This is a genomic window from Achromobacter xylosoxidans, from assembly GCF_001457475.1.
GTDB classification, from domain to species: Bacteria; Pseudomonadota; Gammaproteobacteria; order Burkholderiales; family Burkholderiaceae_B; genus Achromobacter; species Achromobacter xylosoxidans.
Window position 1 is genome coordinate 178,971 of the sequence record NZ_LN831029.1, and the last position, 13,329, is coordinate 192,299.

Below are 13,329 nucleotides of genomic sequence, written 5' to 3' on the forward strand. Positions count from 1 at the left end.
ACTGGGCGTCGGAGCCCGCGATTTTCGCGGTGCCGGATGTCATGTCCTTTTTGGCCCTGCCGAGCGTCCCAAAGTGAATCTATTCCTGTATTTCCTGACCGTCGTCATCTGGGGCACCACCTGGATCGCCATCAAGCTGCAGCTTGGGGTGGTGGCGATTCCCGTGTCCATCTTCTACCGCTTTGCGCTGGCCGGCCTGGTGCTGTTCGCCGCGTTGCTGCTGACCCGCAAATTGCAACGCCTGGATCGCCGCGGGCACGCGTTGTGCCTGGGCCAGGGGCTGTGCCTGTTCTGCCTGAACTTCCTGTGCTTCTACACGGCCACGCAGTGGATTCCGAGCGGCCTGGTGTCGGTGGTGTTCTCGGCCGCCACGCTGTGGAACGCATTGAATGCGCGGCTGTGGTTCGGCACCCGCATCGCGCCGCGCGTGATGGTGGCGGGGGTGATCGGCTTCACCGGCCTGGTGCTGCTGTTCTGGCCCGAGCTCGCGGGCCAGGAGGCCAGCCGCGAGACGCTGCTCGGACTGGGCTTCGCGCTGCTGGGCACGTTCTGCTTTTCCACCGGCAACATGCTGTCGTCGCTGCAGCAGCGCGCCGGCATCCGTCCGCTCACCGGCAACGCCTACAGCATGCTGTACGGCGCCGCCGTGTTGCTGGCCGGCTGCCTGGCCGCGGGCGTGCCGTTCCGTTTCGACACCTCCGCGGCCTATGTCGGCGCCCTGCTCTACCTGGCGATTCCGGGGTCGGTGATCGGCTTCACCGCCTACCTGACGCTGGTGGGACGCATGGGCCCGGCGCGCGCCGCCTATTGCACCGTGTTGTTCCCGGTGGTGGCGCTGAGCGTGTCGACCTTCGTCGAGGGCTACCAGTGGACGCCCGCCGCCCTGCTCGGGCTGGCGCTGGTGATGTTCGGCAACCTGCTGGTCTTCACCAGGTGGTCGCCGTTCTCGCGCCGCGTGGCGGCTTGATCGACATGGGCGCGCGGCGCAAGTGTGCTAGGCGCCCTGGCGCGACAACGCGCGCAGCGCGTCGAGCAGGCGGTCGATCTCCTCGTCGCGGGTCAGGTAGCTGACCGAGGCGCGCGCGATGTGCGCCAGGCCGCGCGCGTTCATGTCCAGCGGCGTGTACGGCGCGCCGTTGCTGCCGATGGTGATGCCTTGCGCGGCCAGCGTCCGCTGCACGGCGGCAGGGTCGTGCCCGGCGAGATTGAACGACACCAGGCCGGACAGTTCGCGGCCCTGGTCCAGCACCTCGATGCCGGCAATGGCGCGCAGCTCCGCCCGCAAGGCCTGGGCGACCAGGTCGATGCGGGCGCGGATGGCTTCCAGGCCGATATCGAGCGCTTCCTGCAACGCATTGGCCAGGCCTGCGCGCAACGCCATCGAAGCTTCGGCGGATTCGAAGCGCGTGGCATCGTCGCGCAGTTGCGGCTCGCCGTCGGCGCCCAGCGGCGCCGAATGGGTGTCGACGAACGCGGGCGCCAGGCGCGGCAGGAATTCGCGCCGCACATACAGCAGGCCGGTGCCGCGCGGGCCGCGCAGGGCCTTGCGGCCGGCGCCGCTGAGGACGTCGCAACCGACCTCGGCCACGTCGATCGGCACCTGTCCCACCGCCTGCGCCGCATCGATGAAGTACGGCACGCCCGCGGCGCGTGTGACGCGGCCGATGGCGGCCGCCGGGTTGATCAGGCCGCCGTTGGCCGGCAACCAGGTCAGCGCGACCAGGCGCACCCGTTCGTCCAGCATGGCGCGCAGCGCATCGGCGTCGACACAGCCGCTGTCATCGGATGGAATCGTCTCGATGCTCGCGCCCGCGCGTTGTGCCGCCAGCCGCATGGCGGCAAGGTTGCCGCCCCATTCATGGCGGCCCACCAGGATGCGGTCGCCGGGGCGCCAGGGTCCCAGCGCGGCGAATGCGGCGCCCCACCCTGGGGAATTGCCGCCGGTCAGGGCGATCTCGCCTGGCTGGGCATTGAGCAGTTGCGCGGCCAACTGGCGCGCCTGCTCGGTGTGGGCGCGCGCGGCCACGCCCGCCTCCATCGGCCCGTGTTCGGCTTCGCGCCGCAGGTGGGCCTGGATGGCATCGAGCGTGGCCGCCGACGGCAACGATGCGCCGGCATGGTTGAAGTGGACGGTGGTGCGCGTGCCGGGCGTGGCGGCGCGCAGCGCTTCGAGGGTGGCGGCGGTGAGGACGGCGGCGGGCATGAGGGTTCCAGGAAAAACGCGCCGGGCTTGCGTCCGGCGCCGGGGCATCAGGCGGGCGTCAGTGCGACGACGGCTTCCACCTCGACCGCCACGCCCTGCGGCAGCGAGGCCACGCCCACCGCGCTGCGCGCGTGGCGGCCGGCATCGCCGAACACTTCCACCATCAGGTCCGAGGCGCCGTTGGCGACCGCGCTCTGGCGATTGAAGTCCGGCGTGCTGGCGACGAACACGCCCAGGCGCACCACGCGCGCCACGCGATCGAGCCGGTCGCCGGTGGCGGCCGCGATCTGCGCCAGGATCCCCAGGGCCGACAGGCGCGCCGCGCTGACGCCGTCCGCTTCGGAAATCTGGTTGCCCAACTGGCCCAGGAACGCCGCCTTGCCGCCTTCGCGCGAGATCTGGCCGGAGATGTACAGCAGATTGCCCTCCTGCACGAAGGGCACGTAATTGGCGGCGGGCGCGGCGGCGGCTTCGAGCACAAGGCCGAGTTCGGCCACGCGGCCGGAGATCGTACGGGTCATGGAATCACCTGTGAGACGGAAAAGGGAAAAAACGATCCCCATGCTATCGGCGCGCGCCGTGCCTGACCAATCAATTATTGCGAACCACGTATGAGTAAAAGTAATGCATCAACCGTCGGCCGCCGCCTGCGCCAGCCACGCCTGGAATGCCACGGCGGCGGGTGCGGCCGGGCCGCGCGGACTGACGAACCACCAGCCGATACGCGGATCGTCCAGCGCGGTGCCCGGCAGCGCCTCGACCAGCGCGCCGCTGGCCAGTTGCGCGGCGATCAGGCGATGCCGGCCCATGGCCATGCCCTGTCCGGCCAGCGCCGCTTCCACCACGATGTTGTAGTCATGCAGATGCACGGTCTGGGCGCGGCCCAGGTCCAGGTCATGTTGCCGGGCCCAGGCATCCCACTCGAACGGCAATTGCGCGTGCGAGACCAGCAGGGGATAGCGCAGCAGGTCGGCCGGCGAGCGTGGCCGTCGCCGTCCCGCCACCAATGACGGCGCGCACACCACCGACAGCCGTTCCGGCATCAGGCGTCGCGCCCGCAGGCCGGGCCAGGTGCCGCGGCCATAGCGGATCGCGACGTCCACTTCACCGGCCGCCACGTCGGCCAGGCCGATGGCGGGCAGCAATTGCAGGTCAATGTCCGGATGGGCGCTGGCGAAGCCCGGCAGGCGCGGCGCCAGCCAGCGGGTGGCGAACGAGGCCAGCAGCCCGACCTTGAGCGTGTGGCGGGCGGCGGCGGGCGCGCGCGCTTCGTCGGTGCCTTGGCGCAGCAGTTCGAACGCCGCGTGGACCCGCTCGTAATAGGCCTGTCCCGCCGGCGTGAGGGCCACGGCGCGGGTGCGACGCTCGAACAGCGTCACGCCCAGTTCCGCCTCCAGCCGCTGGATGTGGTGGCTGATGGCGCTTTGCGTGACGAACAGTTCTTCGCCCGCCAGGCTGAAGCTCAGGCGCCGGGCGGCCGCCTCGAAGGCGCGCAGCGAGACCAGGGCGGGCAGGGAACGGTTGGAGCGCATGGGACGGCGGAGAGGGTGGGCCGGAGAGGGAGTACCCGGTTCACGCCTCATTCTCGCAGATCAACGGCGGGCGCGGAATCGGGTCAGGTTGGCCGCGGTGATCGGCTTGCTGCGCAGCACTTCATGGCGCACGATCTGCAACGCTTGCAGGCGCGCCGGCTGGTCCGCCGGGACTTCCCAGCGGCTCCCGGAAAGCGGCGAGGCTGGATCGAGAAGCCTGAAGGTCAGGTCCGTCAACAGGTAGGAGGCCGTCGCCTGGGTGTCCTGGTGCGTTTTCGCGGGCCAGCCCGCCAGGTCGCCGGTTTCACAGATCCAGAGAATCACATTCACGGCTTCGGCCTGGTGCGCCTTCATGACCGCGATGTCCGGCAGCGCGGCGGATGCGTCGCGAACGATCCAGGGAATCTTCTGCAACAGGTCGAACACGAGTTCAAAGGCGGCCTTTGAATCGACGGATTTTGTCTGGGTGGGCATGGGGAGGTAGGGCCAGGATGTTACGGATGACTCGACGTCAATCGTAAAACCATTCCGGCCCGCCGCCCGGCGCGCAGCGCCACTTTGAAGGGGGATAGCGTCCGAGTTTGGGCGGGGGCCGGACAAGCGCCCATGCAAAAGGCCCGCAACCAGGTTGCGGGCCTTTCAGTACTGCATTCTTTGGCTCCCCGAGCTGGGCTCGAACCAGCGACCTGCGGATTAACAGTCCGTCGCTCTACCGACTGAGCTATCGGGGAACAGGTAGAGGGGGCGAATTATGCACAAATTTTGCGGGGAATGCAAAACGGCCCCTCCGGGCGCGCTGGCGATGACGGTTGGGCGTCAGGGCGATCCCTTATCATGGCAACCAGAAGGTTCGCGACCTCCCACGTTTTTTCCGGATTTCATACATGTCTTCGTTCGACATCCAATTGTTGCTCACCGCCCTGGTGAGCGTCCTGGTGCTGGTCGCTCTCATCGTTTCGCGCATCCGCATGCATCCGCTGCTGGCGCTCCTGATCGTGTCGATCGGGGTCGGGTTCGCCACCGGCATGCAACCGACCGCCATCGTCAAGAGCCTGACCGACGGCGCCGGCAAGACCCTGGGCGCAGTGGGCGTGGTGATCGCGCTGGGCGCCATGCTGGGCAAGATCCTGGCGGATTCGGGCACCACCGAGCGCCTGGCCAACGCCATCCTGAACCGCACCTCGCCGCGCATGATCCCCTGGACCATGACGCTGGTGGCGTTCATCATCGGCATCCCGATGTTCTTCGAAGTGGGCCTGGTGGTGATGCTGCCGCTGATCTTCAGCGTGGCCCGCAAGCTGGAAGGCCAGGAGCGCTTCAAGGGCTCGGCCTACGTCTACGTGGGCGTGCCGGTGATCGCGGCGCTGGCGGCCATGCACGGCATGGTGCCGCCGCATCCCGGCCCGCTGACGGCGATCGCCAGCCTCAAGACCACGGTCGGCCCGACCATGATCTATGGCTTTCTCGCGGCGCTGCCCGCCATGATCCTGGGTGGCCCGCTGTATGGCGCCTTCATCGCGCCGCGCATGAGCACGCGCCCCGACGAGGCCTTGCTTGAGCAGTTCACCGCCACCCGGGCGGCCGATGCCGGCCATGGCCAGCCCGGCGTCGGCCTGGGCGTGGTGGCCGCGTTGCTGCCCGCCCTGTTGATGCTGCTGCACGCCGTGGCCGAAATGCTGCTGCCCAAGACCTCGCCCCTGATGCATGCGGCGGCTTTCCTGGGAAATCCGCTGGTCGCCATGCTGCTGGGCGTGCTGTTTGCGGCCGTGACGCTGGTGCTGGCGCGCGGCGGCGACGCCGAGAAACTGCGCGACGCGCTGGGCAAGAGCCTCAAGCCCATCGCGGGCATCATGCTGATCATCGCTGGCGGCGGCGCCTTCCAGCAGGTGCTGACCAGCGCCAAGGTCGGCGACGCCATCGTCCACCTGACCCACCAGTTCGCGTTTCCGCCGCTGGTGCTGGGCTGGCTGATCGCCATGCTGCTGTCGGTGTCCACCGGCTCGGCCACGGTCGGCATCGTCGGCGCGGCCGGCCTGCTGGCGCCGCTGGCCGGCGCCGACCCCTCGCTGAACCTGCCGTTGCTGGCGCTGTCGATCGGCTGCGGTTCGCTGTTCTTCAACTACGCCAATCACGCCGGGTTCTGGATGGTGAAGGAATCCTTCGGCATGACGATGGGCGAGGCGACCAAGACGATTTCGGTGGTGCAGTCCATCGTGTCGGTGGTCGGCCTGGTGATGGTGTTGCTGTTCGATATGTTGCCCGCGCTGGGGTGACAACGAAACGGCGCGGGGGGTGTTTGCGGCAAGACGCGTCAGCCCCCAGGAAATGCCGCGAACCTTTGGCGCCAGAAGACAAAAGCCCGGCTGTTCGGCCGGGCTTTTTCATTGGGTGCTATTGGTGCCGGTGAAAGGAATCGAACCCTCGACCTTCTCATTACAAGTGAGCTGCTCTACCAACTGAGCTACACCGGCGCGGCGTGCCTGGGGCACGCGCAGGGACTGCATTGTAATGAAAAAAGGAGATTCTTTCCGGCATCCGGCGCGCTTGCAGGACGGGGCGCGGGTGGGTCATGCCGGCCGCGGGGCCGTTGCGCAGCGCCGCCTGGCTTCCCAGCCTTGCAGCCGTTCGGCGCGCAGGGCCCGCCAGAGTTCGTCGGAGCAGAAATAGCCGCTGATGCCACTGTGCGGATACGCCGGCCGGACACCGAATTGGCGCGGCAGGCGCCAGAAGCAGCGGTTCGCGATGGCGGCCTGGTCCAGCACCAGCGGCGTGCCTTTCAGGAAAGAAAAGCCGCAGCTGGCTTCGTAGCCGGCCTGGCCCATGCCTTTGGAGAATTCGGTCTTTTCGATGATCACGGCATCGACCCGGGGCGGACACAGCAGCAGGTGGTAAGTGCGGAAAGGCCGGCTCTTGCGGCCGGGCATCATGGTCTCGACGTCGATCGGCAGGAAGCGGTGCGTGTCGGGCTCCAGCGTTTGCATCAGGTCGCGCACCCGCGCGCTGACCACGAACGGCCCGCCTTCCCATCCCAGGATCGCCGGCACGCGGCCGGGGCCGCGCAGCGTCAGGCGGATCTGTCGCGGCACCTGCGCGAGGTCGTCGTCGGACACGTCGTCGAACAGGCACAGCTTGGCAAGCAACTGGCGATCGATCTGCGGCACGAATTGCGTCGACGGTCCGCCGGCGGGCGGCATTCCGATCAGGTACGGCATGGTCTGTGGCGGCTCCTGGCGGGCCGGGCCGCGCATTGCGCAACGCGCAGGAAAAGGCCCGGTTCAGGCGTATGAGACGCGATTCCGGCGATGTTTGCAAATGATACGCACTATCGTTCCAGGTTTCAGCGTCGATTGACGTGGCTGGCCGCGTGCCGGCGCGTCCGCGCAAGGCAGCGCACGCGCCGCGTCAACTTCTTGCGGGATGCGGCGCATAAGGGGGTAATGCGAATCGGCTTCCGCACCGGATCGGCGGGCGGGGCGCCACGGCAGGGGGGCGGTCCAAGCCAGCCCCCCGCCTGTGTGGCGCGTTACTTGACGATCGTCAGGCGCGGGCGCTTGGGTTCGTCGTCGCCGCCATCGTCGCCGGGCGCGGTATCGGCGTCGGCTTCGGGAGAGGCGGTGTCGGACGCGCCCGGCGTGCCGGGCGCCGGCGGTTCGTAGGGCTGCACTTCGAAGCCCATGCCGGCGCCGGTTTCGCGCGCATAGATGGCGCTGACGGCGCCCACCGGCACGTAGACGTTTTCGGTCACGCCGCTGAAGCGGGCCTGGAATTCGATGAATTCGTTGCCCAGCACCAGGCGGTTGGTGGCCAGCGTGCCGACGTTCAGGGTGATCTGTCCATCGCGCACGTGGGCGACGGGCACCATGGTGTGCTCGTCGACCTGCACGGTGATGTACGGCGTGTAGCCGTTATCGGTGCACCATTCGTGCAGCGCGCGGATCAGATACGGTTTGGTCGAAGTTTCACCCATCACGCAACAGCCTTAGCGACGCATCACTTTTTCCGAAGGCGTCAGCGCTTCGATGTAGGCCGGGCGCGAGAAGATGCGTTCGGCGTACTTCTGCAGCGGAGCCGCGTTCTTGGGCAGCTCGATGCCGTAGTGGTCCAGGCGCCACAGCAGCGGGGCCACGGCCACGTCGAGCATGGAGAATTCCTCGCCCAGCATGTACTTGTTCTTGAGCAGCATCGGGGCCAGCTGGGCCAGGCGGTCGCGGATGTTCTGGCGGGCGTTGGCCAGCTTCTTCTCGTCGGGCTTGGCGCTGCGGTCTTCCAGCGTCGAGACGTGGACGAACAGCTCTTTCTCGAAGTTGTACAGGAACAGGCGGGTGCGCGCGCGCATGACCGGATCGGCCGGCATGAGCTGCGGATGCGGGAAGCGCTCGTCGATGTACTCGTTGATGATGTTCGATTCGTACAGGACCAGGTCGCGCTCGACCAGAATGGGCACTTGACCGTACGGGTTCATCACCGAGATGTCTTCGGGCTTGTTGTACAGGTCGATGTCGCGGATCTCGAAATCCATGCCCTTTTCGAACAACACGAAGCGGCAGCGTTGCGAAAACGGACACGTGGTTCCGGAATAGAGCACCATCATGGCGAAAAATCCTTTATGAAAAACGAAAGGCCAGCGCCCTAATCTAGCAGGCGCTGGCCCCGATTGCCAGGCGGGGGGTAGGCATACAGCCCTAACCCGCCATTATCCACCCTGGAGAAAATGGGGGCGGATAAGCCTGGCGGGGCGTTGCGGTTAGCGCACGTGTTTCCAGTAAGAGGCGTTCAGGCGCCACATCACCAGGAAGAACAAGAGCAGGAACAACATGACACCGACGCCCAGTTGCACGCGGAAAGTCTGGACGGGCTCGGCCATCCAGGACATGAACGCGGTCAGGTCGGCGACGTCGTTGTCGTATGTTGCGGTTTGGGCCGGATTGGCGGCCTTGAATTTGGCCTCGAAGGTGGCATGGCCGTGGTAGCTGGCTACCGGCTCGGCCTTGACCGTGGCAAAACCTTGCGCATCGTACACCGTCGTGACCCGTTCCCACGACTTCGGCGCGCCGTCCTTGCCTTCGACCTCGTGCATCGCCACCGTCGTCAGCTCGCGCGGACCCTGGCGTTCCCACAGCGCGTGCGGCATGCCGACGGCCGGGAAGACCAGGTTGTTCCAGCCCGTGGCACGCGAGGTGTCGCGGTAGAACGTGCGCAGGTAGGTGTAGATGTAGTCGGAACCCGAGGGGCCGGCGTTGACGGATTTGGCGCGGGCGATCACGGACAGGTCCGGGGGCGTGGTGCCAAACCACTTCTTGGCGTCCTTGGGCGTCATGGCGACATTCATCATGTCGCCGACCTTCTCGCCGGTGAACAGCAGGCTTTCCTTGATTTGCTGGTCGGTCAGGCCAATGTCCTTGAGCTTGTTGTAGCGCATCGACGATGCGCTATGGCAGTTCAGACAGTAGTTGACGAACAGCTTGGCGCCGTTTTGCAGCGACGCCATGTCGTTGACGCGGTAAGGCGCCTTGTCCAGCGGAAAGCCGCCTTCGGCGGCGAAAGTGGCGGCGGTACACGTGAGCATCAAGGCCACGGCACCAATCAGCTTCTTGATCATGGTCAGTCCGTTATTCTCGTTGGCTCAGTGGGCGTGGAACGTCACGCGGTCAGGCACTTGCTTGAAGGTGCCCAGGCGGCTCCAGACCGGCATCAGGAAGAAGAATGCCAGGTACAGCAGCGTGCCGATCTGCGACGTGATGTTCAACGGCGGACTGGGCGGCTGCGTACCGATGTAGCCGAGCACCAGGAAGTTGACCATGAAGATGCCGTAGATCCACTTGTGCCAGGTGGGGCGGTAGCGGATCGACTTGACCGGCGAATGGTCCAGCCACGGCAGGAAGAACAGGATGACCACGGTGCCGCCCATGGCGACCACGCCCCAGAACTTGGCGTCGATCACGCGCAGCAGCACGGCCACGACGATCAGGATGCCGGGCACGGCGATGCGCATGAAGCCCTTCAGGTTGCTCTTGACGAGCAGCGCGATGGCGCCCAGCACCGAAGCGCCGGCCAGCACCCACGTGAACTCGTCGGTGGTGGCGCGCAGCATCGAGTAGAACGGCGTGAAGTACCACACCGGGGCGATGTGCGGCGGCGTCTTGAGCGAGTCGGCCGGGATGAAGTTGTTGAACTCCAGGAAGTAGCCGCCCATCTCCGGCGCGAAGAACACGATGAAGGCGAACACCAGCAGGAAGCCCGCGACGCCGACCAGGTCGTGCACCGTGTAGAACGGGTGGAACGGGATGCCGTCCTTCGGGCGACCGTACTTGTCCTTCGGGCCCTGCTTGATCTCGATGCCGTCCGGGTTGTTCGAGCCGACTTCGTGCAGCGCCACCAGGTGCGCCGCCACCAGGCCCACCAGCACCAGCGGAATGGCGATGACGTGGAAGGCGAAGAAGCGGTTCAGCGTGGCGTCGGACACGACGTAGTCGCCGCGGATCCAGATCGACAGCTCGGGGCCGATGAACGGGATGGCCGCGAACAGGTTCACGATCACCTGTGCGCCCCAGTAGGACATCTGGCCCCACGGCAGGAGGTAGCCGAAGAATGCTTCGGCCATCAGACAGAGGAAGATCGCGACGCCGAAGATCCAGACCAGCTCACGCGGCTTGCGGTACGAGCCATAGAGCAGGCCGCGCAGCATGTGCAGGTAGACGACGACGAAGAACATCGAGGCGCCGGTCGAGTGCATGTAGCGCACCAGCCAGCCCCACGGGACTTCGCGCATGATGTATTCGACGGATTGGAACGCGCGCTCGGCGTCCGGCTTGTAGTGCATGACCAGGAAGATGCCGGTCACGATCTGCAGCACCAGCACCAGGAGTGCCAGCGAGCCGAAGAAATACCAGAAGTTGAAGTTTTTCGGTGCGTAGTATTCGGACAGATGCGCTTTCCAGGTGGAGGTCACCGGGAAGCGCCGGTCCAGCCAGCCCAACAGGCCTGTCGTCTCGACGGTTTTCTCGCCAGCCATGTAACGGCTCCTTCTCTAATACGTGGCGTATTTGTTTTACTTACGTAATTCGGGAAAAAAGCGCGACGCGAGCGTCAGGCCTTGTTGTCTTCATCGACGCCCACGATGATGCGGGAGTCGGTGAGATACTGGTACGGCGGAACTTCGAGATTGTCGGGAGCGGGCTTGTTCTTGTAGACCCGGCCTGCCAGGTCGAACGTGGAGCCATGGCACGGACAGAGGAATCCGCCTTGCCAGGAGGCGCCCATGCCGCCACCGCCGCCCGTTTCGAAGTGCGAGGTGGGCGAGCAGCCCAGATGGGTACAGATGCCAACACAGACGAAGATCTCGGGCTTGCGCGAGCGACCTTCGTTTTCCGCGTATTTGGGCGTGAAACCGGGCCGCTTGGACTGGGGGTCCGCCAGGAGGGCGTCCTGGGTCTTGAGGCCGGCGATCTGTTCAGGAGACCGGTGGATGATCCAGACCGGCTTGCCCCGCCATTCCACCGTTTTCATGGTGCCCACGGGAATGTCGCCGATGTCGACCTCCACGGGGGCGCCGGCGGCGCGGGCTTTTTCAGAAGGGGAAAACGTGCTCACAAGCGGTATTGCCGTTGCGACACCTGCTACGCCACCCACAGCACAGGCGGTGGTTACCCAGAAACGTCGCGAAGGATCGGGCGGCAGATTTGGATCAACCGCACCGTCATCATCATGCACCAGCGTATCCTGACTCATCTTCCTATCCTTGTTGATGCGCCCGCTCTACGAGTAGCATCACTTCTGCGGCATCGGCTTCGCGGGAATATGTAACAACATAGCAACCGCGTATTATAGCGCCAGCCTACTGGTGGGCGTATCACGAAGGGAGTGCTTTTATGAGCAAAGCGACTGGTTTCGTCAAAGAATTCCGAGATTTCGCTGTCAAAGGCAATGCGGTCGATTTGGCGGTTGGTGTGATCATCGGGGCGGCTTTCGGCAGAATCGTCGACTCACTGGTCAAGGATATCGTCATGCCGCTGGTGAACTTCGTGCTGGGCGGATCCGTCGATTTCTCGAACAAGTTCCTGGTGCTGTCGATGCCAGCCGGTTACAACGGGCCGATGACATATGCGGACCTGACCAAGGCGGGAGCCAACGTTTTCGCCTGGGGGAACTTCATCACGATCATCATCAACTTCGTGTTGCTGGCGTTTGTGATCTTCTGGATGGTGAAGGCGATCTACAAGGCGCGCACCAAGGCCGAGGAAGCGCCGGCGGCGCCTGCCGCGACGCCCGAGGATGTGGCGTTGTTGCGTGAAATTCGGGATTTGTTGAAGAAGCAGCCTTGAAGTGAATGGAAGAGCGCCCTGTGGGGCGCTTTTTTATTGGTTCAGTGGTTGTTTGCTTGCGGGGGGTGTGGGCTTCGTAGGCCGCCCGGCGCGGGTGGTCGCGGGCGGGGCGCGCCTGCGATTGCGGTCCGGAGCGTTCGCTCCGGACTGCCCCGAGCTCAACCTCGTGGCCGCCTGTCGGCGGCTGCCTTCGGTTTCCGCCGGGCGCATCTGACGGCGCGCCCCGCCCGCGACCACCCGCGCCGGGCTACCGGTTTCGAGGTTTCATGCGCTGCTGGACCGAGGGGGCATGGGAGGGGCTTGTGTTGCCCGCCAAAACCGGCTGCGCGGGCAGCCGGTTTTGGCATACGTGCTTCTGGGGAGCGAGGGGGTGTGCGCTGCGCGCTGGCGGTGAGTGTTGCGGGTGGCCCGGCGGCGTTCAGACTCTGCGTGGCTACGGGTGGACGGGTACGCGCTGGGATCAGCGTTGCAGCCATGCCCTTTCGTTGCTGTCACACCGGGTTGTCCAGGTCCACGAATTCGACCTTGATGCCGAAGCGCTCGGCCACGGCCTGGCCCAGGGCCTGGATGCCGTAGCGTTCGGTGGCGTGGTGGCCGGCGCCCAGGAAGGCGACGCCGGTTTCCTGGGCCAGGTGGAAGGTGGATTCGGAGGCTTCGCCGGTGATGTAGGCGGTGGCGCCGGCGTCGATGGCGTCGGCGAGCATGCCCTGGGCGCCGCCGGTGCACCAGGCGATGCGGGCGACGGGCTGGTCGGGGTCGCCGACGACCAGCGGCTGGCGGCCCAGGCGTTGCTGGATGCGGGCGGCGAGCTGGTCCAGGGTGGGGAGATCGGGGGCGGCGCCGAGCCAGACCAGGTTGTCGGGGCCACAGGTGCGTGGGCTGCCGTCGTCGCGCCGTTCGGGTTCCAGGCCGAGGACCCGGGCCAGTTGGGCGTTGTTGCCCAGGGTGGGGTGGGCGTCCAGGGGCAGGTGGTAGGCGTAGAGGTTGAGGTCGTTCTTCAGGGCCAGCGCCATGCGGGTGCGGCGGGTGCCGATGACGCGGCGGTCTTCGTTGCGCCACATCCAGCCGTGGTGGACCAGCACCGCGTCGGCGCCGCGCTCGACGGCGATGCGCAACAGGGCTTCGCTGGCGGTGATACCGGTGATAATGTGCCTGACTTCGGATCGGCCTTCCACCTGCAGACCGTTGGGGCAGTAGTCCTTGAAGCGGGCGGCTTGCAGGGTGTCGTCCAGCCACGCGGCCAGGACGTGGGAGTCCACTTTACTCATTGCTA

General features: G+C 66.1%; 14 protein-coding genes and 2 tRNA genes. 3 read left to right on the plus strand and 13 right to left on the minus strand.

Annotated features, from left to right (window positions below):
* The first annotated feature begins 73 nt into the window (after positions 1-73).
* Positions 74-967 (plus strand): DMT family transporter, encoded by an 894-nt coding sequence (locus tag AT699_RS00820; protein WP_024067413.1) that lies wholly within the window; start codon positions 74-76, stop codon positions 965-967.
* 27 nt (positions 968-994) lie between these two features.
* Here AT699_RS00820 and AT699_RS00825 read toward each other — a convergent pair whose 3' ends face one another.
* The 5 genes from AT699_RS00825 to AT699_RS00845 form a co-directional block, all read right to left on the minus strand.
* A complete protein-coding gene (locus tag AT699_RS00825) occupies positions 995-2,203 on the minus strand; it encodes an aminotransferase class V-fold PLP-dependent enzyme (RefSeq protein ID WP_024067414.1) in 1,209 nt (402 codons plus the stop codon).
* A gap of 47 nt (positions 2,204-2,250) precedes the next feature.
* A complete protein-coding gene (locus AT699_RS00830; RefSeq protein ID WP_020925631.1) occupies positions 2,251-2,724 on the minus strand; it encodes a RidA family protein in 474 nt (157 codons plus the stop codon).
* Between the two features lie 108 nt (positions 2,725-2,832).
* Positions 2,833-3,735, minus strand: a complete 903-nt coding sequence (gene gcvA, locus AT699_RS00835; RefSeq protein WP_024067415.1) for a transcriptional regulator GcvA — start codon at positions 3,733-3,735, stop codon at positions 2,833-2,835.
* Between the two features lie 60 nt (positions 3,736-3,795).
* Positions 3,796-4,209, minus strand: coding sequence for a hypothetical protein (locus tag AT699_RS00840; RefSeq protein ID WP_006388035.1), 414 nt, complete (start codon positions 4,207-4,209; stop codon positions 3,796-3,798).
* 181 nt (positions 4,210-4,390) lie between these two features.
* Positions 4,391-4,466 (minus strand) — tRNA-Asn (locus AT699_RS00845).
* Positions 4,467-4,619: 153 nt separating this feature from the next.
* On the opposite strand from AT699_RS00845, the gene AT699_RS00850 reads away from it, so the two are divergent.
* On the plus strand, positions 4,620-6,008 hold the full coding sequence (locus tag AT699_RS00850; RefSeq protein ID WP_006388036.1) for a GntP family permease: 1,389 nt from the start codon (positions 4,620-4,622) through the stop codon (positions 6,006-6,008).
* A gap of 122 nt (positions 6,009-6,130) precedes the next feature.
* On the opposite strand, the gene AT699_RS00855 is transcribed toward AT699_RS00850, so the two are convergent.
* The 7 genes from AT699_RS00855 to petA all read right to left on the minus strand — a co-directional run bounded on the left by AT699_RS00855 (position 6,131) and on the right by petA (position 11,463).
* Positions 6,131-6,206 (minus strand) — tRNA-Thr (locus AT699_RS00855).
* Positions 6,207-6,302: 96 nt separating this feature from the next.
* Entirely contained in the window at positions 6,303-6,947 is a 645-nt protein-coding gene (locus tag AT699_RS00860; RefSeq protein WP_020925628.1) for an imm11 family protein, read from the minus strand.
* A gap of 311 nt (positions 6,948-7,258) precedes the next feature.
* Complete coding sequence (locus AT699_RS00865; RefSeq protein ID WP_006388038.1) at positions 7,259-7,702, minus strand: ClpXP protease specificity-enhancing factor; 444 nt, start codon at positions 7,700-7,702, stop codon at positions 7,259-7,261.
* Positions 7,703-7,714: 12 nt separating this feature from the next.
* Entirely contained in the window at positions 7,715-8,326 is a 612-nt protein-coding gene (locus AT699_RS00870; protein ID WP_006388039.1) for a glutathione S-transferase N-terminal domain-containing protein, read from the minus strand.
* 153 nt (positions 8,327-8,479) lie between these two features.
* Positions 8,480-9,334, minus strand: a complete 855-nt coding sequence (locus AT699_RS00875) for a cytochrome c1 (RefSeq protein WP_006388040.1) — start codon at positions 9,332-9,334, stop codon at positions 8,480-8,482.
* A gap of 24 nt (positions 9,335-9,358) precedes the next feature.
* Positions 9,359-10,747, minus strand: a complete 1,389-nt coding sequence (locus AT699_RS00880) for a cytochrome b (protein ID WP_006388041.1) — start codon at positions 10,745-10,747, stop codon at positions 9,359-9,361.
* Between the two features lie 74 nt (positions 10,748-10,821).
* Positions 10,822-11,463 (minus strand): ubiquinol-cytochrome c reductase iron-sulfur subunit, encoded by a 642-nt coding sequence (gene petA, locus AT699_RS00885; protein ID WP_006388042.1) that lies wholly within the window; start codon positions 11,461-11,463, stop codon positions 10,822-10,824.
* A 140-nt stretch (positions 11,464-11,603) separates the two neighbouring features.
* Here petA and mscL point away from each other — a divergent pair, with 140 nt between their 5' ends.
* Positions 11,604-12,056 carry a large conductance mechanosensitive channel protein MscL gene (mscL, locus tag AT699_RS00890; RefSeq protein ID WP_006388043.1) on the plus strand — a complete coding sequence of 151 codons (453 nt, stop codon included), beginning with the start codon at positions 11,604-11,606 and terminating at the stop codon, positions 12,054-12,056.
* Positions 12,057-12,547: 491 nt separating this feature from the next.
* On the opposite strand, the gene AT699_RS00895 is transcribed toward mscL, so the two are convergent.
* The gene (locus tag AT699_RS00895) at positions 12,548-13,324 is read right to left on the minus strand and encodes a Nif3-like dinuclear metal center hexameric protein (RefSeq protein ID WP_058207202.1); all 777 of its coding nucleotides are present in this window, start codon (positions 13,322-13,324) and stop codon (positions 12,548-12,550) included.
* Between the last annotated feature and the right edge of the window lie 5 nt (positions 13,325-13,329).